Consider the following 24781-nt stretch of genomic DNA (forward strand, 5'->3'; position numbering starts at 1 on the left):
TGAATGGCACTCGGCCGCATGGGCGAGGACAAGGAAATCGCGAGCTTCGCAGCCTGTCTCGCGAGCCCCGAAACATCCTTCATCACCGGCGCCAGCCTGACGATCGACGGCGGTTATCTGGCCTGGTGCAGACAAGCGAACGGCGGCGCAGATGTGCCGTCATTCCATTGCTCCCGTCATTCCATCGCTCAATGTCCGAAAGTCAGGACTTCTGCTGTGTGATCAGCACTTCGCGGGCGATCTGGTCGAGCGGCAGAATTCGGTCGACACCGCCCTTGGCGATCGCTTCCTTCGGCATGCCGAAAACAACCGAGGTCGCTTCATCCTGCGCGACGGTATAGGCGCCGGCCTGATGCATTTCCAGCATGCCGCGCGCACCGTCGTCTCCCATTCCCGTCATGATGATGCCCATCGCGTTCGAGCCGGCCGAACGGGCAGCGGAACGGAAGAGCACATCGACAGACGGGCGGTGGCGGGAAACCAGTGGTCCGGACTTGACGGACACATAATAGCGTGCGCCCTGACGCTCCAGCAGCATATGCTTGTCGCCGGGCGCAATCAGCACGTGACCGCGCAGCACCGGATCGCCGTCGGCTGCTTCCTTGACCTCGACTTCGCAAAGACCATTGAGGCGCTTGGCGAAAGCCGCGGTGAATCTTTCCGGCATGTGCTGGACGATCACCATGCCCGGCGCATTGGCCGGCAGCGCCTCCAGAAATTCGCGCAGGGCTTCCGTTCCGCCCGTCGAAGCGCCGACGCAGACGACCATTTCCGTCGTCTTCGCCATGGCCCGGCCGGTTGGTGGCGGCAGCATCGCATCGGCCGTCAGCTTCTTGGCCGGCCCTTCCGCCGAAGCCGAACGGACGCGGCCTGCAGCGCGGCGCACATTCGCAAGCCGTGCATGCGAAGCGCTCTTCACCACTTCACGGATACGCATCGCATCGTCGGCCAAACTGTCGGCCGCACCGATTTTCGATTTCAGGATGACATCGACAGCTCCAGCCTCCAGCGCCTGCAGCAGCGTTTCCGAACCTGCTTCCGTCAGCGAGGAACACATGACGACCGGGATGGGCCGCTGTGACATGAGCTTGCGCAGGAAGGTGATGCCATCCATGCGCGGCATCTCGACATCGAGCGTGATAACGTCGGGGATCTCTTCCTGGATCTTGCGCGCCGCCATGAACGGGTCGGAGGCGACGCCCATGACTTCGATCTCCGGGTCGTCTTCCAGAACCCGTGTCAGTGTCTGCCGGACACTGGCGGAATCATCGATGATGAGGACACGGACTTTTTTGGCCATAGGACCCTCTCAGATGCGCTGGAACACCGTATTCGAAACCTGCTTCAAGGGAAGGTCGAAGCCGGTGATCGATTCCGAGTGTCCGATAAACATGTACCCGCCCTTCGCGAGGCAATCGCAGAGACGGGTGAGAACACCTGCCTGCGTCTGCTTGTCGAAGTAGATCAGCACGTTGCGGCAAAAGATCAGATGCATCGTGTCGCCAACCGGATATTTCTCGTCCATCAGGTTCATGCGGGCGAAGCCGACGCGGCTACGCAGCTTCGGTGAGATGCGAACATCGCGTCGGCCCTGCTGCTTGGCCACCATGACATACTTCTTCTGCAGGTCGCGCGGCACCGGCGCGACCAGATCTTCCGCATAGATGCCCCGGCGCGCGGTCTGCAGCACGTCGGTCGAGAGGTCGGTCGCCAGCACACTGTAGGAGAGATCGCTACGACCCTCGACGAATTCGGCCAGCACCATTGCCATGGTGTAGGGCTCCGCGCCGGTCGAGCATGCCGAACTCCATGTACGAATGGTCCGCACACCGCTGTCGGCGAGCGTTGGAAGGGCGACCGTCTGCATATATTCGAAATGCTTGGCTTCCCGGAAGAAGTCGGTCTTGTTGGTCGTCACGACGTCTATCAGGTAGACGCTCTCCTGCTCGAGACCATCCTCGTTGAACAGGAAATCGCAATAGTCGTCGAAGCTCGCATGGCGCGTGGCGCGGAGACGCCGGCGCAGCCGGCCCTCCAGCATCGTCAGCTTCGTCGGCGGCATCTTGATGCCGCTATAGTCATAGATGAACCGTGCCAGCTTGTCGAAGTTACGCTTGCTGATCCTGTCACCCGGCAATTGGGTTTCTACCGCTGCCATACTCATAAAACGCGACGCTCCGGGTAAGTCTCGAGGGCCTTAGGCGGCCGATTGCAGGACAGAGGCATCCTCGCGCGACAGAAGCCGGGCAAGGTCGACGATAACGACGAAGCCGTTCTCGCGGCGCACGACACCGGCAATGTAATCCGACCGCCAGCGCACGCCGATATCGGGCGCAGCCTCGATCTGATCGCGGCGGAACGGCGTCACTTCGAAAACGCGATCGGCGACGAGGCCGAGCGTCAGAAGACGGTTTTCCATGGGAACGTCGAGGACCAGCACGCGCGTATGCGGCGTCGGCACGGTCTTCGACATGCCGAGCTTCAATCGCAAGTCGATCGTCGGCACGCCCTGACCGCGCACATCGCGCAGGCCGAGCAGATAGTCGGGGCCATTCGGAATCTTGAAGGCTTCCGCATAGTCGAGGATTTCGCGCACCACCTCCACCGGAACGGCGAAGATCTCCTCGCCGAGGCTGAAGGTCACGAATTGAGCTTCCAGAGATGTTGTTGCCATGATCAACCGCTTTCCTTGGATTCGGGCGCCCCCATTATCGGGGACGCCTGTTAACAGATTGAAAGGACCCGAATGCTCAGGCGCTTTCCTTGAACTCCGCATCCCCATCGTCGGGGCCGCCCATGGAGAGGTCGAGGGCAAAGCCCTTGGCGCGCGCCTGCTGGGCAGCAACCGTATTGGCGGCCGCGGTCTTCTTGGCGACCGGCTTGCGGCCTCCGGTCGGAAGCGGCGTGCTCACCGTGACCTTGGCAGCCGGAGCGCGGGACAGACGGTTGCCGGCCATATCCACCTTGAAGAAGGCGATCGAGGCCTGCAGTTCCTCAGCCTGGGTTGCCAGCTCTTCGGAGGTCGCCGACATTTCTTCGGAGGCACCGGCATTCTGCTGCGTCACCTTGTCGAGCTGCTGGATCGCCTCATTGATCTGGGCTGCACCAATATCCTGCTCGCGGCAAGCAGCGCTGATCTCGGAGACCAGTTCGGCAGTCTTGCGGATATCCGGAACCAAGCGGCCGAGCATGTCGCCGGCTTCCTGCGCCGCCTTTACCGTATCGCCGGACATCGCCGAGATTTCAGCGGCTGCCGACTGGCTGCGTTCTGCCAGCTTGCGCACTTCCGAGGCGACGACCGCAAAACCCTTGCCGTGCTCACCGGCACGCGCGGCTTCGACGGCGGCATTCAGGGCGAGCAGGTCGGTCTGACGGGCGATTTCCTGAACGATGCCGATCTTCTCGGCGATCGTGCGCATCGCAGCCACCGCGCGGTTGACGGCATCGCCGGAATTCTCCGCATCCTTGGCGGACTGGCGGGCGATCTTCTCGGTCTGAGCGGCGTTATCGGCATTCTGTTTGATGTTTGAGGCCATCTCTTCCATCGAAGCGGAGGCCTCTTCAGCCGAAGCCGCCTGTTCGGTCGCGCCCTGCGAGACCTGCTCGGAGCTGGCAGACAGTTCCTGGCTGCCGGACGAAACGTTTTCCGCAGCGGCGATCGCATCGGCGACAACACCGCGCAGGCGCTCCACCATCTGCTCCAGAGCGATACCAAGCGTATCCTTTTCGGAGAGAGGCTTCGGAGAGACGGTCAAGTCACCGTTCGAGATCTGGTTGGCGATCTGCGCGGTGTTACGCAGGTTGCCGGTCATCCGCGTCATGGAATTGACCAGATCGCGGATCTCGTCATTGCTCTTATGCTCGATGTCCTGTTCGAGATCGCCGATGCTGACGGCATCAGCGAGCTGGACTGCGCGCTTGAGGCCACGGGAGATATTGAGCAGGATCCAGATGGCGGCAGCGGAGGATACGATGATCAGGCCGATCGTCATCATCACGAGTATGTTGCGCGACTGCGCATACTGATCGTTGGTGGCGGCGTCGGTTTCGGCGACATTGCCGGTCACGGTGTCGTTCAGCTTGGTGAGAATGCCGAGAAGCTGGGTTGTTACCGCCTGGCCTTCGCCCATCGAAATGACGCCGGCCTGGGTGTTGGATTCGCTGGTGTTCTGCGTGGCGAGGTCGGCAACACGATCCTGCAGCGCCGTCCACTTGCCGTAGAGGTCGCCGAACTGAGCCATGCCATTCCTGATGTCAGTATCTTCCGAAGTGGCAAGGCGAGCCTGCAGTGTCTTGATCTGTTCGCGCTGCTGCGAAATCTCATCGACATAGCCGGCGATCTTGGTCGGATCCGTGTTGATGATCGCATCCTTTTCCGCGCGGATGGAACGCATCACGGCATCGGAGAGGTCGCCGGAATCACGCAGATTGGCCACCGGACCGGCAACCATGACCGTGATGTCGTTATTCAGCGACGAGAGATTGTAGATCGAAAGACCGGCCATGGCGCAGGTCAGGAGAACGATGAAACCGAACACCAGGCCCAGTTTGAGTTTGATCGTGAAGCGCATTCCAAGACCCCTTTAGGACTGCAGCGGATATCCCGCGAAATGACACATTGTGCCGCCGTAAAAACGCTTCATGCGTTGCCGGCCGAGCCGGTGTGCCCCGGCGCGTCCATGCGCCGGCCGTAACAGGGCCGCTGTTACTGCGGCCCCAATGCCTGTTTGCCGGCAAGCGCCTATGCGCTTTCCCGGAAATCATCGTCCGCCGTGTCCGGCCCGCCCATGGACATATCCAGGGCGAACCCCTTGGCACGGGCTTGCTGGGCGGCAACGCCGTTGGCAGGAGCCGCTTTGCCGGCTGGTTTGCGGGCTGCAGCTGGAGCGGGGCTGCGCGTGGTTACCTTGGCGGCCGGGGTACGACCCTGGCGACCACTCGTCGTCATTGCCTTGCCACCCGCGGTATCGACTTTGAAGAAGGCGATCGAGGCCTGCAGTTCCTCGGCCTGAGCGGCAAGCTCCTCCGAAGTAGCCGACATCTCTTCGGAAGCGCCGGCATTCTGCTGGGTTACCTTGTCGAGCTGCTGGATCGCCTCGTTGATCTGCGACGCACCGACATCCTGCTCACGGCATGCAGAGCTGATCTCCGCCACGAGTTCCGCCGTCTTTCTGATGTCAGGCACCAGGCGGCCGAGCATGTCCCCGGCTTCCTGGGCAGCTGTGACGGTATCGCTCGACATGGCGCTGATTTCCGCTGCCGCCGACTGGCTGCGCTCGGCAAGCTTGCGCACTTCCGAAGCGACGACCGCAAAACCCTTGCCATGCTCTCCGGCACGAGCAGCTTCCACTGCAGCGTTGAGTGCGAGAAGGTCGGTCTGGCGGGCGATTTCCTGAACGATGCTGATCTTCTGGGCGATCGTACGCATGGCCTCGACCGCACGGGAAACGGCGTTTCCGCTCATCTCCGCATCCTTGGCCGACTGGCGAGCGATCTTTTCCGTCTGGGCGGCGTTATCGGCGTTCTGCTTGATGTTGGCAGCCATCTCCTCCATCGAGGAGGAGGCTTCCTCGGCCGACGAAGCCTGCTCGGTGGCGCCCTGCGAGACCTGCTCGGAGCTGGCCGAGAGTTCCTGGCTGCCGGCCGAAACATTCTCGGCTGCCGCAATTGCGTCCGCGACGACATCGCGCAAACGCTCCACCATCTGTTCGAGCGCGGTGCCGAGTGTGTCCTTGGCCGAGAGCGCCTTCGGAGAAACCGTCAGGTCGCCGGCGGCAATCTGCGTGGCAATGTCGGCGGTGGCACGAAGATTGGTGACCATGCTTTGCATGGCGATGCCGAGCGTATCCCTGGCCGAAAGCGGCTTGACCTCGACCGAGAGGTCGCCCTCAGCGATCTGATTGGCAACGTCGGCGGTAGAGCGCAGGTTGTTCACCATCCCGAGCATGGCAATGCCGAGCGTATCCTTGTCGGAGAGCGGCTTCGGTGTAACGCTGAGGTCACCGTTCGAAATCTCGTTTGCGATGCCAGCGGTATTGCGCAGATTGTCCGTCATGACGTTGATCGTGTTCACCAGATCCTTGATCTCGTCATTGCTCCTGATCTCGACCTTCTGGTTCAGATCGCCGATGGCGACGGCGCTGGCGACGTTCATGATCTTGCGCAGGCCGCTGTTGATGCCGAGCGCGATCCACAGCGCGGCAGCGAAAGCGATGACGGAAGCGCCGATGGCGATGCCGATCAGCAGGTTTCTGGTGTTGCCATAGAGGATTTCCGTATCGTCGTCGGCTTGGGTCATCGACTTCTGCTGAAGCGCGACAAGTGTCGTGAAGACGTCCTCCAGTTCGGTGACGATGGTCCGAACCTCTCCACCGGAATAAGCCGTGGCCCCTGCCCTGTCGCCATTTTCCTGGATCGAGGCGACTTTGTTGGAACCTTCCACGAAACGTTTGCTCAGCTCGACCAGCCTGTCCCACGTGGGCTTGCCGTCAGCCGTTGCGAGCTGCTGGCCGCCTGTCGCGAACGTGAGCAATTCATCCATGCTCTTTGCCGAGTTTTCGTAGTGTTTCCTGGCTGCTTCAGGATCCATTTCCAAAAGGGCGTTCTTCTGCCACCGGATAGCATCGAGCTCGGCAGCTTTTGCTTCCAGAGCCAACTCCAGTCTTTTTGATGGACCTGCAATCAGGTCGCCGACGGCGGCATTCAGCGAGCTGAGACTGATAATTCCAAAGGCTGCACTACCCACTAGTAACAATATGACGAAGCCGAACGCGGCTGCGAGCTTGAGCTTGATCGTAATACGCATCGCAATACCCCTATTTGAAAGTGACGTAATAAACGTGGACCGATGGTTCCTGTTGCGGCGTCATGCAGCAAGACATTCCGGTAGGCAAAACAGGTCGCACAAAGGTTTTGCGGCCTTGCGTCCGGCGTTCCTGGTCGCCGGAAGCTTGTGTCAGGGGCCGCATGCGCAGCCACTGACGGGATAAAGCGTTCAGGCGCTTTCGCGGAAATCGTCATCTGCGGTATCAGGACCACCCATCGACATATCCAGGGCAAAGCCCTTGGCGCGTGCCTGCTGGGCAGCAACCGTATTGGCGGCCGCGGTCTTCTTGGCGACCGGCTTGCGGCCTCCGGTCGGAAGCGGCGTGCGCACCGTAACCTTGGCGGCCGGAGCGCGGGACAGGCGGTTGCCGGCCATATCCACCTTGAAGAAGGCGATCGAGGCCTGCAGTTCCTCAGCCTGGGTTGCGAGCTCTTCGGAGGTCGCCGACATCTCTTCGGAGGCACCGGCATTCTGCTGCGTCACCTTGTCGAGCTGCTGGATCGCTTCGTTGATCTGCGCTGCGCCGATATCCTGCTCGCGGCAAGCAGAGCTGATCTCGGAGACCAGCTCGGCGGTCTTGCGGATGTCAGGAACCAGGCGGCCAAGCATATCGCCGGCTTCCTGCGCCGCCTTCACCGTATCGCCGGACATGGCACTGATTTCGGCGGCTGCCGACTGGCTGCGTTCTGCAAGCTTGCGCACTTCCGAGGCGACGACCGCAAAACCCTTGCCGTGTTCACCGGCACGCGCGGCTTCGACGGCGGCATTCAGGGCGAGCAGGTCGGTCTGGCGGGCGATTTCCTGGACGATGCCGATCTTTTCGGCGATCGTGCGCATCGCAGCCACCGCGCGGTTGACGGCATCGCCGGAATTCTCCGCATCCTTGGCGGACTGGCGGGCGATCTTCTCGGTCTGGGCGGCGTTGTCGGCGTTCTGCTTGATGTTGGCGGCCATCTCTTCCATCGAAGCGGAGGCCTCTTCAGCCGAAGCCGCCTGTTCGGTCGCACCCTGCGAGACCTGCTCGGAGCTGGCCGAGAGTTCCTGGCTGCCCGAAGAGACGTTTTCCGCAGCCGCGATCGCATCGGCGACGACACCGCGCAGGCGCTCCACCATCTGCTCCAGAGCGATACCAAGCGTATCCTTTTCGGAGAGAGGCTTCGGAGAGACCGTCAGGTCGCCGTTCGAGATCTGGTCTGCCACTTCGGCCGTTGTGCGCAGGTTTGACACCATGCTCTGCATGGCGATGCCGAGAACATCCTTGTCCGACAACGGTTTTGCGTCAACCGAGAGATCCCCCATGGCGATCTTGTCGGCAAGCGCTGCAGTGCTGCGCAGGTTGGCGGTCATGACATTGACCGTGTCGATCAGATCCTTGATCTCATCGTTGGTCTTGATCTCGACCTTCTGTTCGAGATCGCCCTTCGACACGGCCTCCGCAATGAAGGCAACCATCTTCAGACCGCGGTTGATGCCGAATGCGATCCAGACCGCGATGGCCGTCGAGAAGATGAACAGCACCACGGCCATACCGATCAGGGCACTGCTGGAATTGTCGTACTGGACATTCGTCGCTTCGTCCGTAGCGTGCAGATCCTCAACGATGTGATTGTTGAGTTCACCGAGGATCTTCAGAAGATTGTCCGTGACCTTTGCGCCATCGCCCATGGAGATCTGGGCGGCATGCGCATTGCTTTCAGTTGTGTTCTGGGTTGCCAGATCGAGGATCTGGTCCTGCACTTGCATCCAGTTCGGATAGACCGAACGGAATTCTGCAAGCTTGCTGATGATTGCCGGATTGGTCTCCTTGTCGAGCTCGGCCAGCCGATCGTCGATAGTCTTCCGTTCCTGCGCGACCGTGTCCCGATATCCGGTAATGGCAGCCGGATCCGTGTTCATGATCGCATTCTTCTCGGCGCGGATCGATGCGGCGACCGCGTCAGAAAGCCCGCCTGAATTCAAGAGGTTCTTGGCAGGACCAGCAACGATATCGGTGATAGCCGCATTGAGTGAATAAAGATTGGTAATGGCAAGACCTGCCATCCCAAGCGCCAATAATATTACGAGACCAAAAGCAATACCTAGCTTCAATTTAATGGTGAAACGCATCTCTATCCCCTGAAAGCGGAAAATACTGTCTCGCAAGGCGGCCCGTGAGCAGATCGCCAGTAAGTAAAACCAATGAAGAGCCAAAAAAGGGGGACAGCGAGTGATTCACTTCCCAGCAGTCGGACATCTAGTGATCACGACGCTAACGCATACACACGTTGCGGGATATTTCGGTCCGAGGCCGCCGAAGCGGCCGCGGAGAGTTTCGGTTGACTGCGAAGCGCTCAAGCGCTTTCGCGGAAGTCGTCGTCACCGGCGTCCGGGCCGCCCATCGACATATCCAGAGCAAAGCCCTTGGCGCGTGCCTGTTGGGAAGCCACGGTGTGGCCGTGATTGTGGTTTTGCATCACCGGAGCTGGCTTGCGCGGGGCAGCGGCCGGAGCCTTGACCATCTTGGCAGTCGTCTTCGCAGCGGTCTTCCGTACGCCAGCACGGGTCGCGCCTGCCGTATCGACCTTAAAGAAGGCGATCGAAGCCTGCAGTTCTTCGGCCTGAGCAGCAAGCTCTTCAGAAGTAGCCGACATCTCTTCGGAAGCGCCGGCATTCTGCTGGGTCACCTTGTCGAGCTGCTGGATCGCTTCGTTGATCTGGGAGGCGCCGATATCCTGCTCGCGGCAGGCGGCACTGATCTCGGAGACCAGCTCGGCGGTCTTGCGGATGTCAGGAACCAGACGGCCGAGCATTTCGCCGGCGTCGCGAGCGGCCTTCACCGTGTCGCTCGACATGGAGGAGATCTCCGCTGCTGCCGACTGGCTGCGTTCTGCCAGCTTGCGCACTTCCGAGGCGACGACCGCAAAGCCCTTGCCATGTTCGCCGGCACGAGCGGCCTCGACGGCGGCATTCAGGGCAAGCAGGTCCGTCTGGCGGGCAATTTCCTGGACGATGCCGATCTTCTCGGCGATCGTGCGCATCGCATCCACGGCGCGGTTGACGGCATCGCCCGAAGCTTCCGCGTCCTTGGCGGACTGGCGGGCGATCTTCTCGGTCTGGGCGGCGTTGTCGGCATTCTGCTTTATATTCGCAGCCATCTGTTCCATTGAAGCGGAGGCCTCTTCAGCCGAAGCCGCCTGTTCGGTCGCGCCCTGCGAGACCTGTTCGGAGCTGGCTGAGAGTTCCTGACTGCCCGACGAAACATTATCAGCGGCAGACAAGGCATCGGCCACGACGCCGCGCAGGCGTTCGATCATGACATTGACGTTGCCGAGCAGTTCACCGATTTCGTCATGCGTGGTGATTTCGGCCATCTTCGTCAGGTCGCCTTCGGCAACTTCGCGGACAACGGTGTTGGCGCGGCTAAGACCCTTGCTGATCGTATTCGCGATCCAGAAGGCCGTGAGGACAGCAATCAGCAACGCTACGGCAGCAACCGCAATCATCGTCGTGCGCGTCGTGGCATACTGCTGTTCGGCGCTGTCGTCTGCTTCCTTCATGCGCTGTTTTTCGAGCGTCAGAATTTCATCGAGTGTGGCGTCGATATCGTTGGCCGTCTGGCGAGCCGTCGTGACCGAGACATTGTTGGCGCCGTCCATATTGCCGTCCTTGATGAAATTTCGGATCTGGTCGTCGGCCTGATTGAATGCCTTGGAGAGTTCGGCAACTTGCTCCCAACGCGCCTTGCCTTGCTCGGTCGCAAGCTTCGTCACGGCAGCGAAGGCATCGGCGAAGTCCTTGCGAGCCTTGTTGCCCTTTTCGATCGCACCGGAAGCGTCGTCGGCATTGCGCGCCGTCAGGAGGTTCTTCTGCTGGCGGATGGCTTCGAGCTGGGCGATATTGATCTGTTGCGCCAGGTCGAGGCGCGCGGCAGGACCGGCAAGAAGGTTACCGATCGTGTCGTTCAGCGAGCCGAGGCTGAAGATGCCGTAGGCGGCAGTACCCATGAGCATGAGAATGATAAAGGTGAACGCTGTCACCAGCTTTGTCTTGATCGTCAATCGCATCGTCTTAACCCCTAGTGATTGGCCCCGGCTAGTTGACGGCCCCCGCCGTCTCATGCCTCGATGAGAAAATCGCCTGCAAATTCGGGAGGATGATGAACTCGCCGCCCCTCTTGACTAGGCAGTTGATGTAATCCGCGCGCCAGCGCATACCCACGCTCGGTGGCGGTTCGCTGGCGCTCTTCGTCAGCGTCGTGACCTCGTTCACCTTGTCGGTGCGCATTCCCACGAGTGTCTGCTCCCCCTGCAGATCGACCTCGATGACGACGATGCGGCTGTCGATCGTCGCTTCCGAAGCTTCCATCCCGAAAGCAAGACGAAGATCGGCGAGCGGAATGACCTTGCCGCGGAAGTTGATGACGCTGGCGACGAAAGGCTGGGCGCCGGGCACCGCAGTTTCGGGAAGCAGATCCAGGATTTCCTGGACGATGACCGCTTCCAGCGCGAAGGTCTCGCCATTGAGATCGAAAGTCAGAACTTCGACTTCCTCGGCATAATTCCAGTGCTTGTCGAATTTTTCGGCTGTTGCTGCTGTGCTCATCCTGCCACGCGCAATTGCGCCTCCTGTTGCTGACCCGCGGCAACGAGGTGCCCGACGTCAAGAATGAGAGCGACGCTGCCGTCGCCAAGAATGGTGGCGCCAGAGAAGGTCGCCACGTCGTTGTGCAGTTTGGACATCGACTTGATGACCGTCTGGTGGTCGCCGATGATCTGGTCGACCACGAGGCCGACGCGTTCTGTGCCCGTCGAGATGACGACCACCTTCTGATGCACGTCCGGCTTGGTGCCGGTGCGGAAGAGATCGCGCAGCCGCAGGAACGGCACCAGGCTGTCGCGCAGCGAGATGAAGCTGCGCCCACGCGAGCGGAGATCTTCTTCCAGCGAAAGTTCGAGGCATTCTTCGACCGCCGAGAGCGGGATGACGTAACGGCCGGAACCGACACGCACCAGCAGGCCATCGATGATCGCGAGCGTCAGCGGAATGCGCAGAGAGACTTCCGATCCCTGCCCCGGCAGGCTGACGATCTCGATGGCGCCACGCAGCGCCTCGACCGTCTTCTTGACGACATCCATGCCGACGCCGCGGCCGGAGAGATTGGTGATCTGCGCAGCGGTGGAGAAGCCCGGCGCGAAAATGAGCTGCAGCAGTTCCTGATCGGAAAGCGGCTGGCCGGGCGCAATCAGGCCCGAGGATTCCGCCTTGGCGCGAACCCGCTCGCGGTTGATGCCGCGGCCGTCATCCTTGATGGAGATGATGACTTCGCCGCCGGACTGGCGGGCGGCAAGCGTCACGGTCCCTGCTTCCGTCTTGCCGGCGCCAAGGCGTTCGGCTGGCGGCTCGAGGCCATGGTCGATCGAATTGCGGACGAGGTGGACAAGCGGATCGGCGAGACGCTCGATGACGGTCTTGTCGACTTCGGTGGTCTCGCCTTCGGTGACGAGTTCGATCACCTTGCCGGTTTCACGCGCGAGATCATGGACGAGGCGGCGGAAGCGCGAGAAGAGCGTTCCGACCGGCACCATGCGAAGCACCATCATCGTGTCGCGAAGCTCGCCGGAGAGACGTTCGATTTCCTCCGAAACCGAGCGCAGGGCGATATCCGAGCTGGAACTTGCCAGCTGGCTGAGGCGCGACTGGGCGATGACGAGCTCGCCGACGCGGTCCATCAGCTCGTCGAGACGTTCTGCCGGAACGCGGACGTTTTCCTGCGTTTTTGCCTGGGCTGCGGCTTGGGCGGGCGCGGGCGTTTCGCGCTTCACCGGAACGGCCTCGACCGGGCGGAATTCCGGAGAGGCGGCGGGTGTTGCCGCCGCGACCGGAGCGGCGGCAGCTATATCCTTCTTTGTATCGACCGGAGCGGGCTGCGGACCGGCGATTTCCTGAACATCGAGCTCCATATCGTCCATGACGAAGATGAAGACATCATCGATGGCGGAACGATCCTGCTCGCTGGTTAGAACGACGTCCCACGAGACGTAGAGTTCGGTCGGGACCAGATCATCGAGCGGCGGAATGCCTGATGTATTTGCACGGACTGTGCATTCGCCGAGATCGCGCAGTTCATCCAGAAGGCCGAGCGGGTTGGTGCCGTTGGCCATGGCATTTGCCGGCAGGCTGAAACGGATGCGCCAGGTCGTCGTCTTCCTGGCCGGAGCGGCTGCAGTGACAGCGGGCGCTGCAGCGGCAGGCGCGGCAGCCTCCTTGGCCTCGGCCTTGCCGCCGACGGCGGTCTGAAGCTGGACAAGCAGCTTGTGGCCGGTATCGCCATGATCGGCATCGGGCTGCTCGACGAGAGCCCGCATGTGATCCTGCGCGGCAAGGACGGCCGCGACCAGCTCGGCGGTTGCCGGAACCTCGCCCTTGCGGACACGGTCGAAGGCCGTTTCGCAATGATGGGTGAAAGCGGCAAGCGCCTCGAAGCCGAACATCGCCCCCGAGCCCTTCAACGTGTGAAGGCCACGGAACACGGCGTCGACGAGATCCTTGTTTTCGAGGTCGTAATTAAGGTCGAGAAGGCCGGCTTCGATCGCCTCGAGGCATTCGGCTGCTTCGGTACGGAAGACTGCGACTGGATCAAGCGAGCTCATCTGCCAAGGACCTTCTTCACGATCTTAACGAGATTTTCCGGATCGAACGGCTTGGTGAGCCAGCCGGTGGCGCCGGCAGCCTTGGCGCGCGCCTTGAGGTCTGCATCGGACTCCGTCGTCAGGAAGATGATCGGCACGCCGGCCTGGGCGGGCAGCTTGCGCAGCTCCTCGATCATCGTCAGCCCGTCCATGACGGGCATGTTGAGATCGGTGACGATCAGGTCGAAATTGCCGCTCTTGGCGATTGCCAGGCCCTCGGCGCCATTGACGGCTTCGGTGACTGCGTAACCTGCATTGGTGAGCGTGACCTTGGTGGTCAGCCGGATGCTGGCGGAATCGTCGACGGTCAGGATGTTTGCGCTCATAATGTCACCTCTTTATGCAACCAGAACTTCTTGTCTTCTTCATCGAAGGCCTCGGTAAATCCGGCCCGCTCGAGAACCTTGAGAAGCGAACCGCTGGCCGGAGTCGAAAGAGTAAAAGTCTTACCTGCGGCCTTTGCCTGACGGCGGGCCGCTTCGATGAGCTGAAGGAAACTCAGATCCGCCTCCGCATTCTCAGGAAGACTTAGAGTAATACTATTATTGTCACGGAATTGATCAATAATCTTCGAATATACTTCTGAAGCATTGCGAATGCTCAGAATTTTTGGAAGGAATATAGATTCACAATATTGTGCCTGAGTATCCAATGCGGCCTCCATGGTCGGAGAAATACTTAACGACCCTAAAAGGACTCTCATGACAGGCTTAACAGTGGGTAAACGACGGTTGTAGGAAAGTGCAATTTGCGCGAGTCTGGACTCCCTGAATTATCACCCAAGATAAATTATAATGAAGCCTTCTCATATTATAAAATACCATATAAAAACAAATAGATAGATTGGCACCAGCACAGGATCTGTCAATTCTTGCCGAGTGCCTTCATAGGTTGTTAATCACAACGTTTACGAGTCTGTAGCGTTTACCTGCCGTTTCCATCCTGCCCGTAAAAATAGAGTCAAATTGCCTGTGTTTATAAGTAAAGGTACAAAAATGACAAACGCGACGGCATCGGCACAGACTGCGTTTTACGCATCAGGTTCGGATATCAGTCAGACTCTGGAATCGGCCCGCACCGAGGTCGAGGAACGCTTCCTCGAAGGTGGCACCGTCCTGCTGTCCGTCATGGATGTCCTCAATCGTCTGTTGACGTCGCTGGAGCAGATCACCAAGGCGCTCGACAACAATGAGGCGAGTGATACCAGCGCTGATCTCAATGCAACCGTCCAGAACCTGATCGAGCTTCCGGGCGCCGAAGAAAACCGCCAGCAGGCCCTGGCGGCACTTGCCCAGACCGGCTCGGAATTGCACCGGCATGTCGCAGACATGCAGGAGACGATGCGCTACCTGCGCACCTTCGCGGTCACGGTGAAGATAACGGGCGCGGGCCTCGCCGAATTCGCGGGCTTCGCTCAGGAGATCCTCGAACGCATCTATTCAGGGACCGACGAAGTCAACCGTTTCGCTACCTATCTCGACAGCCTGCAGAAGGAAGTCAAGCTCGCCCTCTCCTTCGGCAACAATCTCTCCAAGAACTATGCCGACACCGTTCCTGCCGTTGCCAGGGCACTCAAGGACGACGCGAAGAAGATCGCCGATCATCGCCAGAATCTAGGGGCGATCGCCCGCGACGTCGGTGCCGTTGCCCGTGGCGTGCAGGCCAAGGTCGCATCCACGCTTTCGGCGCTGCAGATCGGCGATATCACCCGCCAGCGCATCGAGCATGTGCAGAGCACCTTCTCGTTGCTGGAGGATTTCCTCGTAAGCGAGGACGGCGTCAGGCTCGATGCCGACGCACGCAAGCGCCTGCAGAACGTCATTCATCACCTGACGGCCGCGCAGATGGCGGACATGTGCACGGATTTCCAGCGGGATTCCCGCAATGTCGTGCAGACCATCGCGAGTTTCAGCCAGGATACGCAGGAAATTCTGAGGTTGCGCGACCAGATGAGTGGTCAGAGCGGTGGCAATGGCGGCAATTTCATGCGCGCGCTGGAATCCAGCGTCTCGGCCGCCCATGAGATCGTCAAACAGGTCGATGCCGCGGGCCGGCAGGCCGATCAGGTCAGTCAGTCGACGCTCGGCACCGCCGCGACGCTTCTGCACTCCATCGAGGCGATCCGCGCGGTCAAGACCGATATTCACTACATGGCGCTGAATACCAACCTGCGCTGCAGCCGTCTCGGGGAAGAGGGCAAATCGATCAACGTCGTTACCGCCGAGCTGCGCATCTTTGCCGGCAAGCTCGACGATTCAGCCGATGCCATCGTCAACGGCCTGCCGGCACTCGAAGCCTCGGCCGGACGCGTTGCTCCTGCAGGCAGCGCCAAGAACGGCGGCCTTGCCGAAAGCCTCACCTCGGCGGTCGGCACGATCCGCTCCGCAGCCGACCTGATGGAAGACGAGCTCAAGGTGCTTGCCGAACATGGCCGCGAGGTTGCGACCAAGATCAACCTGCTGATCGGCAAGCTCGATTTCCAGCACGATCTCGGCGATGTGCTCGCTCGCTGTGCCGATGTGCTGGAAACCGTGGCCGGCGATCGGATCGCCGATATCTCCGACATCGCCGAAGCGATTGCTCCGTTCGACCGCAAGATCTTCAAGCTCTACACGATGGTGCAGGAACGCAATGTCCATCGCGACATCATTCCCGCCACCGAGGAAACGGCGGCAGCCGCATCTGCTGAGCCGGCAAAAGCCCAGAGCGACGAAGATCTGTTCGAGGACGCGCTTTTCTAAGGCAAGGCCCGCGCGTCAGTTGGTCCGGCGGAACTTGTTTGCCGCCTCGATCGCGGCCTTCTGCTGATCGTCCTCGATGCCGAGATAGAAATCCTCGAGCGCCGGGTCGGTCAGCCCTGCCCGCCGCGACAGCACGTACCATTTCGCGGCCTCGATTGGATCGGGCGGGGTACCGAGCGCATTGATGTATAGATGTGCGAGCTTGTTCTGTGCAACGACATTGCCGCGGTTGGCGGCAAACTTCAGCCATTCAAAGCCACGCACGTAATCCTTCGGCCCGCCGATACCGTTAACCAGCCAGATACCCATGTCGAGCTGCGCCGTATCGAACCCCGCACGCGCCGCGCGCGCCAGCCAGTCGCGGGCCAGAAGCTTCTTGTCTTCAGGCAGATCGGCAACCTTCTGGTAGATCTGCGCAACTGCATATTGCGCATCGGCGACGCCGTGTTCCGCCGACTTCTCATAGTAGGGCAAGGCAAGCTTCAGCCCCTTGTCGCCGCGATTGTCGGCAACGAGTGTCTGCGCCCAGTTGAATTCGGCAGACGAATTGCCCGCATCAGCCGCTTTGCGCATGAATTCATCGGCCTTCGCCTTGTCGCGCGTGACGTTGTTGCCCTCCATGAGGAGCAGGGCATATTTGAACATGGCTGCCGGATCGCCACCCTCCGCCGCCTTGCCGTACCAGAAAGCGGCATTCTTCATATCCCGCTTGACGCCAAGCCCCTGCGACAGGATTTCCGCAATCAAGGTCTGGGCGGCCGGATCGCCGAGCTGCGCCCTCGGCAACGCCTTGTCCATGGCAGTCAGGTAATAGCCACGCTGATAGGCGCCGAACGCCTCGTCGATCTGCCCCTTGTATTCCTTTTCAGGCGGCAGGTCGGGCAGCTTTGCGCCCATGCGATCGAAAACCCCGACGCCATCGGATGGAACGGCGCCAGCGGGCGGCTGCGGCCGGTCGGTACGGAATGTCTGGCTGGGCGTCGCGGAGGGTTCGGTAATCGCTTCATTCGCCTGGGCCAGCGCAAACTCCGGCCGGACCGCCAGCAGGGCGGTTATGCAAAGGAGAACGCATCTCGAAAGGCGGGCAGGGATCGGCATGAGGGCGATATCAATCCTCAAACCGTGGCGCTTTTTCGTCAAGCAAGGCATTGATCTGAGCCACGATCGAGGACGCCTGCGCCGGCTCCGCAAAAACCCCCATGCGCATCGCCACGAACTCCGCGCCGGTCTCGGCAACGGCAAGCGCGGAAGCCGGATCGGTGCCGCCCATCACGATGCAGGGGATCTCGATCATCGAAGCCCACCACTCGGCAAGCGCCAGGTTCTTCGGATGCGCCTCCGGCTTGATGTCGCCATCGAGCTTGCCGAAGAAGATGTAGTCGGGCCGTTCCTCGCCGACTTCCAGCGCCGTATGCCGGTCGGCCGCATTGCCGCCGCCGACGATCAGCTTGTCCGCGTAACGATCGATCGCATCGGCAATCTCGCCTGCCGGTCCGGTGACATGCAGGCCATCGGCCTTCGAACGGCCGACAACGCGGCTGTCGCCGGCGATCAGTGCCGCAGCACCGGCACCCTGAATGATCGGCACGAGCTTCTCCGCACGTTTCTGGAAGCTGCCGTCATCCAGGCCGTATTGCGGGAGAATGACGGATGCGACATCGCCGCCATCAAGCGCATCGGCAACGCTCTTCACCTGTTCATCGGCATCGGCGATGTCGGGCACAACAAGGACAAGGCGGCAGCGGTTTTCCGGTTCGGTCATGAAGTCTTTCCATCTGCGGCGGTTTTTCCCGCTCTATGGCGGATCCGCACTCGTTTTGAGTGAGTAATTCCGATAGAGGGGGCTTGCAAGGGGAGGAACTTCAAAAGCATGCCGCAAGATCTGTCATTCTACTACGCCGCAATCCCGGCTGTCATTCTGGTCGGGCTTGCCAAAGGCGGGATGGGCGACGCTTTGTCGCTGATCGGCCTCCCCTTTCTCGCCCTCGTCGTCGCACCCGTCGAAGCCGCCGCAATCCTGCTTCCCATCCTCGTTTTCATGGACATGATATCGCTGGTGATCTGGCGCCAGCACGGCGACTGGATGACGCTGAAGATCATGCTGCCAGGCGCCATTCTCGGTATCGCTTTCGGCTGGGCCACCTCCGCTCTCGTACCAGGCAATGTGCTGCGCATTCTCATCGGCGCCGTCACCATCGCCTTCTGCCTGCGTTATTTCTGGAACAATTTCGGCCCCGGCAAGGGGAAGGTCATCCCGCCGCGGCCCCAGCGCCCGGTGCTGGCGAGCCTTTGGAGCACGCTTTCCGGCTATGGCAGCTTCGTCGCCCATGCCGGCGGCGCGCCCTTCCAGATCTATGCCTTGCCGCTCAAGCTGCCGCCGCGGGAATTCACCGGCACCAGCGTGCGCTTTTTCGCCATCCTGAACGCCGTAAAGCTCGTTCCGTATTTCGCGCTCGGCCAGCTCGACACCCGCAATCTTCTGGCCTCCGCCACGCTCCTGCCCTTCGCTCCGCTGGCAACAATCACCGGCGCATGGTGCGTACGGCGCATGAAGCCGCAGATATTCTATCCCTTCATGTATACCATGGCGCTGATCGCCGCTTTCCTGATCCTGCGCGAAGGCATGCTCGAATAGGGTTGTCTTCCGTTGCGATGCACAATTTCCTTGCTGCAAGGGCCTGTTTGACGTAGCTTTTTGCGATGTCGAACACGGACCCCTTCGCTGCGATTGCTGATCCGAACCGGAGGTTTTTGCTGGAGGAATTGCGGCGCGCGCCGAAGACGGTCAATGAGCTTGCCGAGGGCCTGCCGATCAGCCGCCCTGCCGTGTCGCAACATCTGAAGGCGCTGCTCGAAAGCAACCTCGTTTCCGTGACCTCGGAAGGCACGAAGCGCATCTACACGGTCAACAACCGCGGCTTCGACAAGCTCAATCTCTGGCTGGATCAGTTCTGGGCCTGAAGACGCCCTTTTCTCATAAAAACGCCAGCCCGATGCCGCATGCAAGGGACTGGCGCTTGATTTCGGTTATTCACCGGGTCTTGCTTGATAGTCTAGAAAACTGGGGAATTTACCTTTTCTTTCACAAGACTGATATCCGGCGATATCCTGGAAAGATCAATGGACGGATGACTTGAGACGCTCGATCTCGTCCTTGATGCGCAGCTTACGGCGCTTGCATTCGGCAAGTTCAGTATCGGAAATAGAGGGAGATGTTCTCAGGGCATGCAACTCCTCCTCGAGAGCGACATGCTTTTTCTGGAGCGATTCAAGATGAGCTTGAACAGTCATTTGACCCTTCCTTCCTCTTACCCTTCCCCAGCCATCCATTGCTGGAGATCCAAGGTGTCAACCCGCGGACTGTGACACATTTTTAAAGGCTTGTCGAAGGCCAAAAGATGAAGACTAAGTGGCAAATTCATGATCAACACTAACTTCCCGTTACCTCTATTTGGTGATAGGAGCTTGCGGAAATTATCGGCAGACCGGACAAGGTCCGAAGACGATTATGGGGAATACAAATGGCCGATCAGGAACAGGCGGAAATCAGGCTCATGGTGGCGCGTCTGCGCCAGGAGCACGAGGATTACGACGCCGCGATCAACGCCATGATTGAGACGGGCTGCGACGCGCTGCGCATCCAGCGCATGAAGAAGAAGAAGCTGGTCATCAAGGACAAGCTCTCCAAGTTGGAAGATCAGATCATCCCCGATATCATCGCCTGAAGGAACGATTGTGACGATGACAGACAGACCGCCAGTCGCCATTATCATGGGCAGCCAGTCCGACTGGGAAACCATGAAGAATGCTGCCGATACGCTGGAGGCGCTGGAAATCGAGTATGACGCGCGCATCATTTCCGCTCATCGCACACCCGACCGGCTCGTCACTTTCGCCAAGGGCGCACGCGCGGAGGGGTTCAAGGTCATCATTGCAGGCGCCGGCGGCGCGGCCCACCTTCCGGGCATGACCGCCGCCATGACGCCGCTGCCGGTCTTTGGCGTGCCGGTCCAGTCGAAGACGATGTCCGGTCAGGACAGCCTGCTTTCCATCGTCCAGATGCCGGGCGGCATCCCAGTCGGCACGCTTGCCATCGGCAAGGCAGGCGCCATCAACGCTGCTCTTCTCGCCGCTGCCGTGCTCGCCCTCTCCGACGAGGAGATCGCCGACCGCCTCGACGAATGGCGGGAGCGCCAAAGCGCCTCGGTCGCCGAATATCCGATGGACGATCTCTGATGGTAAGAACGATAGGTATCATCGGCGGCGGCCAGCTCGGCCGCATGCTTGCCATGGCCGCGGCACGGCTGAATTTCCGCACGGTCATCCTCGAGCCGCAGACGGACAGCCCCGCCGCCCAGCTTGCCAACCGGCAGATCGTCGCCGCCTATGACGATCCGGCAGCGCTCGCCGAACTGGCTGATCTCTGCGACGTCGTGACCTACGAGTTTGAGAATGTGCCTGTTGCGGCTGCCGAAAAGCTGGCAAAGAGCGTGCCTGTCTATCCGCCGCCGAAGGCGCTGGAAGCCGCCCAGGACCGCCTCATCGAAAAACGCTTCATCAACAGCTGCGGGATCCCGACCGCCCGTTTCCATGCCGTCGACGGCCAGGCCGATCTCGAATCGGCATTGAAGGATTTCGGTGGTCAGGGTGTGCTGAAGACCCGCCGCCTCGGTTATGACGGCAAGGGCCAGAAGGTGTTCCGTTCACCGGCCGACAGTCCTGACGGGACCTATGCTGAGCTCGGCTCGGTGCCGCTCATCCTCGAAAGCTTCGTCGCCTTCGAGCGCGAGATCTCGATCATCGCCGCCCGCGCCACCGATGGCACCGTGCTCTGCTTCGACCCGGCCGAAAATATCCATCGCAACGGCATCCTTCATACATCGACCGTACCGGCGGCGATCTCCTCTGCCACCGCCGATGCAGCACGCAAGGCTGCTGAACAAATCCTCGCCGCGCTCGACTACATCGGCGTCATCGGCATCGAATTCTTCGTGCTGGCCGATGGCAGCCTGATTGCCAACGAGATGGCACCGCGCGTCCACAATTCCGGCCACTGGACGGAAGCCGCCTGCATCGTCTCGCAATTCGAGCAGCATATCCGCGCCGTTGCGGGCCTGCCGCTCGGCAATCCGCGCCGCCATTCCGATTGCGTGATGCAGAACCTGATCGGCGACGATATCCTGGCCATCCCGGACTGGCTGAAACGCGACGACACGCTTGTGCACCTCTACGGCAAGACCGAGTCGCGCCCTGGCCGGAAGATGGGCCACGTGACGATGCTGACGGGCAAAACCACCTGAACCTTTGCCCGGACAGCGCCTGAAACCCACGGAAAAAAGCCTTCACATGGTTGACACAGGGCAGAGGCCGGGTTATCTGCTCCCCCACCTGAAGAGCGCGCCCAGCCGGCGCGCTTTTGATTGTTAAAGATACGGGCGAATGTGAATTCCCCCAGAAACATCGCGGATCAGAAAAATGAAGATCAAGAATTCGCTCAAGTCGCTCAAGGCGCGTCATCGTGACAACCGTCTCGTTCGCCGCAAGGGCCGCATCTACATCATCAACAAGCAGAACCCGCGCTACAAGGCTCGTCAGGGCTGATTGCGCGTATCCGGTTTGCCTGCCTCAGGCTGGCATATCGGTTGGTTGCTTCGGTGATCACGCCAAATTTGTTTGATCTTCAGCGATGGCGGGCTAATATGTCCGCCATGCGCTTTTTTGCTATGACCTCAGCGGCGCTGCCGCTTGCCCTCACCCTGTTCGTCCCTGCCTTTCCTGCCATGGCGCAGCAGAAGGACGTTATTGTCGAGCAGCCAGCCAATACCGATTCTTCGCCGAAACAGCGTCTCGACCAGCTCTATTCGCAGTTGAAGCGTGAGCGCGACCCGGACAAGGCGAGCAGCATCGCCAATCAGATCCGCATGGAATGGAACGATTCCGGCAGCGCAACCATCAATCTCCTGATGCAATGGGCCGACAAGGCGATCGAGGAAAAGCGCAATCCAGCAGCCCTAGACTTCCTCGATGAAGCCATCGCCCTGAAGCCGACCTATGCCGAAAGCTGGAACCGGCGCGCGACGCTGAACTTCGTGCTCGGCAACTATCGCAAGTCGATGGCCGATATCGAGCAGGTGTTGAAAATCGAGCCTCGCCATTTCGGCGCGCTGTCCGGCATGGCGGCTATCCTCGCCACAACAGGCAATGACGACATAACGCTCAAGGCCTGGGAGCGCATTCTCGATGTCTACCCTGCCGATCGTACCGCCCAGGATCAGGTCAACACGCTCTCGGAAAAGCTTGCCGGCAACCGCACCTGACAGATCCGGCGCGCACTTGACGGCATAAGAAGGTGCACAATCTTAGCTCGATGATATCGTCACTGTGCGGTTGAAGCCATGCTTGCCGAAATCTCTGCCCTCCTTGTCCCGATAGCCGCCGCCATCGGCTATTCCTCCTACAAAGCCCGCCAGTTCGAATATGCCAATCCCAATATCGGCGAACTGACCGATATCGGCGGCTATCGCATGAATGCCGTGCATGTGCCTCGCCCAGACAGCGCCGATCTTCCGGCTCTGGTTTTCATTCATGGCGCGAGTGGCAACCTGCTGGACCAGGCTAGTGCCTTCCAAGAGCCGCTGGAAGGCCGTGCCGAGATGCTCTTCGTCGATCGCCCCGGTCATGGCTATTCGGAACGCGGCGGGCCGGAAAATGCCCTGCCTTCCGGCCAGGCCGACGCTATCGCCAGGCTGATGGAAAAGCGCGGCATCGAAAAGGCAATCATCATCGGCCATTCCTTCGGCGGCGCGATTGCCGCGGCCTTCGGCGTCCGCCATCCGGGCAAGACGGCAGGTCTGCTATTCCTCGCGCCGGCCTCCCATCCATGGCCCGGCGGCATCGACTGGTACTATCATGTCGCAACGGCGCCGGTTGTCGGCTGGCTCTTCAATCATGCAGTCGTCGTGCCTCTCGGCCTGCACCGATTGGAGCGCGGCACGCTGAATGTCTTCCGCCCCAATCCCCGCCCTGTTGATTACATCGCCAAGACCGGCCCGTCGCTGGTGCTGCGGCCGCGCGCCTTTTACAACAATGCCCTCGATTTCAAAGGGCTTCACCAATATTTGACAGCCAATGCGCAGCACTATTCCAAGATATCAGCACCGACCGTCATCATAACGGGCGACAAGGACGAGATTGTCTGGGAACACCTGCATTCGCGGGGCCTGGCGCGGGATATCAGGGGGTCGGAACTCATCATGGTCAGAGGAGTCGGCCACAAACCGGACTATCTCGCAACTGACGTCGCCATCGCCGCCATGGAGAAGATTGCCGGCGAGCCGCGCGACCTTGCAGCAATTGCCCGCAAGGCGGAAGAGCGGCTAGCCGGCCTTTCAATCGATCAGACCGTCGGAACGGTGCCGCCATCGATGGTATATTCCGCCCCGTGAATGGAAGCGGCACGCGGCGAGGCCAGGAAGGCAACGAGCTCCGCCACCTCTTCCGGGCGCCCTGGCCGGCCGATCGATATGCCCCCAAGCGAATCCATCAGCAGCTTGCGGCCACCATCCTCGTCAGTACCGGCCTCTTGCGCGATACGCCGGATCAGCGCTGTTGCAGCCGTGGTCTCGATGAAGCCAGGTGCTATGGCATTCACCCGAACGCCCTTCGGTCCGACCTCTTTCGACAATCCCTTGCTGTAAGTCGACAATCCGGCCTTGGCTGCCGCGTAGGCGAGCGTCGCTTCATAGAGCGGCAGCCGCCTCTGGATCGATGAAATATGGATGATGACGCCATGGCCGCGCTCGATCATGCCGGGCAGGAAGGCCCTGTCGAGCCGCACGGGTGCCATCAGGTTGGCATTGATGTCCGCCTGCCAGTGCTCATCGCTGAGCGCTGCAAAACCGCCGCTCGGTGCCGATGAACCGCCGACGTTATTGATGAGAATATCGAGACCGCCGAAAGCATCCAGCATTGCCGAGGCGACGCTATTGACGCCCTCCGCCGTGCTGATATCGGCCTGAACGAACAGTGACGGCATCTGCCCTTCCGGCAGTGGCGAGCGCGCGGTTGTCACGACCCTCGCGCCAGCTGCCGAAAACCGTCGAACTATCGCCTCGCCCATGCCCTTGGTGCCGCCTGTGACAAGCACACGCTTGCCAATGAACTCGTTCGGATCGAACGGAAAAGCCGGTGCAGCGCTCATGCATCGATCTCCAGATGCGTGATGGCACCACCCGCAAGCGTGAAATGATAATACAAGGTGACGGGACTGCCGGGAAAATTGCCGGCGACCAGTGCAGCCACGACCGGCGTATGAGCTTCACCGGAGATTTCCCTGGGATCGACGGTCACACCATATTTGCGCGTCGTCTCCTCCATCCATTCGCGGATTTCAGCATGACCCCGCCTGTCTTCGCCCTCATCGCGCACGCTGGCATCAGCGGCAAAGCAGGCGAGCATTCCCTCGATATCCTTCTGGTTCTTGGCAGAGTAATAGGCCGACAGCGGCTTCGGAAGCTCTATATTCATTCGCAAACTCCTCTTCGGTT

Annotated in this window: 25 protein-coding genes and 1 pseudogene; 10 read left to right on the forward strand and 16 right to left on the reverse strand. The window is 60.5% G+C overall.

The features are described from left to right. Positions 1-3 precede the first annotated feature (3 nt). Positions 4-123: pseudogene (locus tag FHT82_RS24100) on the forward strand (SDR family oxidoreductase); the annotation flags it as partial. Between the two features lie 79 nt (positions 124-202). Here FHT82_RS24100 and FHT82_RS24105 read toward each other — a convergent pair. The 11 genes from FHT82_RS24105 to FHT82_RS24155 form a co-directional block, all read right to left on the reverse strand. Further along, positions 203-1300, reverse strand: coding sequence for a chemotaxis response regulator protein-glutamate methylesterase (locus FHT82_RS24105; protein WP_183735214.1), 1098 nt, complete (start codon positions 1298-1300; stop codon positions 203-205). A 9-nt stretch (positions 1301-1309) separates the two neighbouring features. Beyond that, complete coding sequence (locus FHT82_RS24110) at positions 1310-2164, reverse strand: CheR family methyltransferase (protein WP_183735215.1); 855 nt, start codon at positions 2162-2164, stop codon at positions 1310-1312. 33 nt (positions 2165-2197) lie between these two features. After that, a complete protein-coding gene (locus FHT82_RS24115) occupies positions 2198-2674 on the reverse strand; it encodes a chemotaxis protein CheW (RefSeq protein WP_029869063.1) in 477 nt (158 codons plus the stop codon). A 76-nt stretch (positions 2675-2750) separates the two neighbouring features. Then, positions 2751-4571 (reverse strand): methyl-accepting chemotaxis protein, encoded by a 1821-nt coding sequence (locus FHT82_RS24120; RefSeq protein WP_183735216.1) that lies wholly within the window; start codon positions 4569-4571, stop codon positions 2751-2753. A gap of 170 nt (positions 4572-4741) precedes the next feature. Beyond that, on the reverse strand, positions 4742-6805 hold the full coding sequence (locus FHT82_RS24125; RefSeq protein WP_183735217.1) for a methyl-accepting chemotaxis protein: 2064 nt from the start codon (positions 6803-6805) through the stop codon (positions 4742-4744). A gap of 189 nt (positions 6806-6994) precedes the next feature. Then, the gene (locus tag FHT82_RS24130; protein ID WP_183735218.1) at positions 6995-8932 is read right to left on the reverse strand and encodes a methyl-accepting chemotaxis protein; all 1938 of its coding nucleotides are present in this window, start codon (positions 8930-8932) and stop codon (positions 6995-6997) included. A 224-nt stretch (positions 8933-9156) separates the two neighbouring features. Then, positions 9157-10869, reverse strand: coding sequence for a methyl-accepting chemotaxis protein (locus FHT82_RS24135; RefSeq protein WP_183735219.1), 1713 nt, complete (start codon positions 10867-10869; stop codon positions 9157-9159). 28 nt (positions 10870-10897) lie between these two features. Then, positions 10898-11407 carry a chemotaxis protein CheW gene (locus FHT82_RS24140; protein ID WP_183735220.1) on the reverse strand — a complete coding sequence of 170 codons (510 nt, stop codon included), beginning with the start codon at positions 11405-11407 and terminating at the stop codon, positions 10898-10900. Continuing rightward, on the reverse strand, positions 11404-13455 hold the full coding sequence (locus tag FHT82_RS24145; RefSeq protein ID WP_183735221.1) for a chemotaxis protein CheA: 2052 nt from the start codon (positions 13453-13455) through the stop codon (positions 11404-11406). Before FHT82_RS24145 ends, FHT82_RS24140 begins: the two co-directional genes overlap by 4 nt. After that, positions 13452-13820, reverse strand: a complete 369-nt coding sequence (locus FHT82_RS24150; RefSeq protein WP_183735222.1) for a response regulator — start codon at positions 13818-13820, stop codon at positions 13452-13454. Before FHT82_RS24150 ends, FHT82_RS24145 begins: the two co-directional genes overlap by 4 nt. Then, the gene (locus FHT82_RS24155; protein WP_183735223.1) at positions 13817-14146 is read right to left on the reverse strand and encodes an STAS domain-containing protein; all 330 of its coding nucleotides are present in this window, start codon (positions 14144-14146) and stop codon (positions 13817-13819) included. The genes FHT82_RS24150 and FHT82_RS24155 overlap by 4 nt, the downstream gene beginning before the upstream one ends. A 343-nt stretch (positions 14147-14489) precedes the next feature. Here FHT82_RS24155 and FHT82_RS24160 point away from each other — a divergent pair, with 343 nt between their 5' ends. Further along, positions 14490-16235: a chemotaxis protein gene (locus tag FHT82_RS24160; protein WP_183735224.1), complete on the forward strand. Its 1746-nt coding sequence runs from the start codon at positions 14490-14492 to the stop codon at positions 16233-16235. Positions 16236-16250: 15 nt separating this feature from the next. On the opposite strand, the gene FHT82_RS24165 is transcribed toward FHT82_RS24160, so the two are convergent. Then, positions 16251-17333, reverse strand: a complete 1083-nt coding sequence (locus tag FHT82_RS24165) for a tetratricopeptide repeat protein (RefSeq protein WP_183735225.1) — start codon at positions 17331-17333, stop codon at positions 16251-16253. A 10-nt stretch (positions 17334-17343) separates the two neighbouring features. Then, entirely contained in the window at positions 17344-17997 is a 654-nt protein-coding gene (locus FHT82_RS24170) for a thiamine phosphate synthase (protein WP_183735226.1), read from the reverse strand. Between the two features lie 108 nt (positions 17998-18105). Here FHT82_RS24170 and FHT82_RS24175 point away from each other — a divergent pair, with 108 nt between their 5' ends. Both FHT82_RS24175 and FHT82_RS24180 read left to right on the forward strand, forming a co-directional pair. Further along, the gene (locus tag FHT82_RS24175; protein ID WP_183735227.1) at positions 18106-18870 is read left to right on the forward strand and encodes a sulfite exporter TauE/SafE family protein; all 765 of its coding nucleotides are present in this window, start codon (positions 18106-18108) and stop codon (positions 18868-18870) included. 65 nt (positions 18871-18935) lie between these two features. Next, entirely contained in the window at positions 18936-19196 is a 261-nt protein-coding gene (locus tag FHT82_RS24180; RefSeq protein ID WP_025669780.1) for a metalloregulator ArsR/SmtB family transcription factor, read from the forward strand. A gap of 156 nt (positions 19197-19352) precedes the next feature. Here the strand turns inward: FHT82_RS24180 and FHT82_RS24185 are convergent, their stop codons facing one another. Beyond that, positions 19353-19526: a DUF465 domain-containing protein gene (locus tag FHT82_RS24185; protein WP_007826474.1), complete on the reverse strand. Its 174-nt coding sequence runs from the start codon at positions 19524-19526 to the stop codon at positions 19353-19355. A 230-nt stretch (positions 19527-19756) separates the two neighbouring features. On the opposite strand from FHT82_RS24185, the gene FHT82_RS24190 reads away from it, so the two are divergent. The 6 genes from FHT82_RS24190 to FHT82_RS24215 all read left to right on the forward strand — a co-directional run bounded on the left by FHT82_RS24190 (position 19757) and on the right by FHT82_RS24215 (position 23680). Continuing rightward, the gene (locus FHT82_RS24190) at positions 19757-19960 is read left to right on the forward strand and encodes a DUF465 domain-containing protein (protein ID WP_007826473.1); all 204 of its coding nucleotides are present in this window, start codon (positions 19757-19759) and stop codon (positions 19958-19960) included. A gap of 16 nt (positions 19961-19976) precedes the next feature. Further along, positions 19977-20471 carry a 5-(carboxyamino)imidazole ribonucleotide mutase gene (gene purE / locus FHT82_RS24195; protein ID WP_183735228.1) on the forward strand — a complete coding sequence of 165 codons (495 nt, stop codon included), beginning with the start codon at positions 19977-19979 and terminating at the stop codon, positions 20469-20471. After that, on the forward strand, positions 20468-21535 hold the full coding sequence (locus FHT82_RS24200; RefSeq protein WP_183735462.1) for a 5-(carboxyamino)imidazole ribonucleotide synthase: 1068 nt from the start codon (positions 20468-20470) through the stop codon (positions 21533-21535). The genes purE and FHT82_RS24200 overlap by 4 nt, the downstream gene beginning before the upstream one ends. 175 nt (positions 21536-21710) lie before the next feature. Further along, the gene (gene ykgO, locus FHT82_RS24205) at positions 21711-21836 is read left to right on the forward strand and encodes a type B 50S ribosomal protein L36 (RefSeq protein WP_007826467.1); all 126 of its coding nucleotides are present in this window, start codon (positions 21711-21713) and stop codon (positions 21834-21836) included. A gap of 98 nt (positions 21837-21934) precedes the next feature. After that, on the forward strand, positions 21935-22552 hold the full coding sequence (locus tag FHT82_RS24210; protein ID WP_183735229.1) for a hypothetical protein: 618 nt from the start codon (positions 21935-21937) through the stop codon (positions 22550-22552). Between the two features lie 78 nt (positions 22553-22630). Beyond that, positions 22631-23680, forward strand: coding sequence for an alpha/beta hydrolase (locus FHT82_RS24215; protein WP_183735230.1), 1050 nt, complete (start codon positions 22631-22633; stop codon positions 23678-23680). Here the strand turns inward: FHT82_RS24215 and FHT82_RS24220 are convergent. Together FHT82_RS24220 and FHT82_RS24225 are read right to left on the reverse strand one after the other, a co-directional pair. Continuing rightward, positions 23632-24435 (reverse strand): SDR family oxidoreductase, encoded by an 804-nt coding sequence (locus tag FHT82_RS24220; protein WP_183735231.1) that lies wholly within the window; start codon positions 24433-24435, stop codon positions 23632-23634. The genes FHT82_RS24215 and FHT82_RS24220 overlap by 49 nt on opposite strands. Next, entirely contained in the window at positions 24432-24761 is a 330-nt protein-coding gene (locus FHT82_RS24225) for a nuclear transport factor 2 family protein (protein ID WP_183735232.1), read from the reverse strand. The genes FHT82_RS24220 and FHT82_RS24225 overlap by 4 nt, the downstream gene beginning before the upstream one ends. Between the last annotated feature and the right edge of the window lie 20 nt (positions 24762-24781).

The sequence above is a fragment of the Rhizobium sp. BK275 genome, assembly GCF_014193555.1.
Taxonomy (GTDB): domain Bacteria; phylum Pseudomonadota; class Alphaproteobacteria; order Rhizobiales; family Rhizobiaceae; genus Rhizobium.

What these genes read in the sequence shown, in the direction of transcription:
- FHT82_RS24105 (WP_183735214.1), bottom strand. Translation starts at nt 1,300, where the DNA reads ATGGCCAAAAAAGTCCGTGTCCTCATCATCGATGATTCCGCCAGTGTC.
- FHT82_RS24110 (WP_183735215.1), bottom strand. Translation starts at nt 2,164, where the DNA reads ATGAGTATGGCAGCGGTAGAAACCCAATTGCCGGGTGACAGGATCAGC.
- FHT82_RS24115 (WP_029869063.1), bottom strand. Translation starts at nt 2,674, where the DNA reads ATGGCAACAACATCTCTGGAAGCTCAATTCGTGACCTTCAGCCTCGGC.
- FHT82_RS24120 (WP_183735216.1), bottom strand. Translation starts at nt 4,571, where the DNA reads ATGCGCTTCACGATCAAACTCAAACTGGGCCTGGTGTTCGGTTTCATC.
- FHT82_RS24125 (WP_183735217.1), bottom strand. Translation starts at nt 6,805, where the DNA reads ATGCGTATTACGATCAAGCTCAAGCTCGCAGCCGCGTTCGGCTTCGTC.
- FHT82_RS24130 (WP_183735218.1), bottom strand. Translation starts at nt 8,932, where the DNA reads ATGCGTTTCACCATTAAATTGAAGCTAGGTATTGCTTTTGGTCTCGTA.
- FHT82_RS24135 (WP_183735219.1), bottom strand. Translation starts at nt 10,869, where the DNA reads ATGCGATTGACGATCAAGACAAAGCTGGTGACAGCGTTCACCTTTATC.
- FHT82_RS24140 (WP_183735220.1), bottom strand. Translation starts at nt 11,407, where the DNA reads ATGAGCACAGCAGCAACAGCCGAAAAATTCGACAAGCACTGGAATTAT.
- FHT82_RS24145 (WP_183735221.1), bottom strand. Translation starts at nt 13,455, where the DNA reads ATGAGCTCGCTTGATCCAGTCGCAGTCTTCCGTACCGAAGCAGCCGAA.
- FHT82_RS24150 (WP_183735222.1), bottom strand. Translation starts at nt 13,820, where the DNA reads ATGAGCGCAAACATCCTGACCGTCGACGATTCCGCCAGCATCCGGCTG.
- FHT82_RS24160 (WP_183735224.1), top strand. Translation starts at nt 14,490, where the DNA reads ATGACAAACGCGACGGCATCGGCACAGACTGCGTTTTACGCATCAGGT.
- FHT82_RS24165 (WP_183735225.1), bottom strand. Translation starts at nt 17,333, where the DNA reads ATGCCGATCCCTGCCCGCCTTTCGAGATGCGTTCTCCTTTGCATAACC.
- FHT82_RS24170 (WP_183735226.1), bottom strand. Translation starts at nt 17,997, where the DNA reads ATGACCGAACCGGAAAACCGCTGCCGCCTTGTCCTTGTTGTGCCCGAC.
- FHT82_RS24175 (WP_183735227.1), top strand. Translation starts at nt 18,106, where the DNA reads ATGCCGCAAGATCTGTCATTCTACTACGCCGCAATCCCGGCTGTCATT.
- FHT82_RS24180 (WP_025669780.1), top strand. Translation starts at nt 18,936, where the DNA reads ATGTCGAACACGGACCCCTTCGCTGCGATTGCTGATCCGAACCGGAGG.
- FHT82_RS24185 (WP_007826474.1), bottom strand. Translation starts at nt 19,526, where the DNA reads ATGACTGTTCAAGCTCATCTTGAATCGCTCCAGAAAAAGCATGTCGCT.
- FHT82_RS24190 (WP_007826473.1), top strand. Translation starts at nt 19,757, where the DNA reads ATGGCCGATCAGGAACAGGCGGAAATCAGGCTCATGGTGGCGCGTCTG.
- purE (WP_183735228.1), top strand. Translation starts at nt 19,977, where the DNA reads ATGACAGACAGACCGCCAGTCGCCATTATCATGGGCAGCCAGTCCGAC.
- ykgO (WP_007826467.1), top strand. Translation starts at nt 21,711, where the DNA reads ATGAAGATCAAGAATTCGCTCAAGTCGCTCAAGGCGCGTCATCGTGAC.
- FHT82_RS24210 (WP_183735229.1), top strand. Translation starts at nt 21,935, where the DNA reads ATGTCCGCCATGCGCTTTTTTGCTATGACCTCAGCGGCGCTGCCGCTT.
- FHT82_RS24215 (WP_183735230.1), top strand. Translation starts at nt 22,631, where the DNA reads ATGCTTGCCGAAATCTCTGCCCTCCTTGTCCCGATAGCCGCCGCCATC.
- FHT82_RS24220 (WP_183735231.1), bottom strand. Translation starts at nt 24,435, where the DNA reads ATGAGCGCTGCACCGGCTTTTCCGTTCGATCCGAACGAGTTCATTGGC.
- FHT82_RS24225 (WP_183735232.1), bottom strand. Translation starts at nt 24,761, where the DNA reads ATGAATATAGAGCTTCCGAAGCCGCTGTCGGCCTATTACTCTGCCAAG.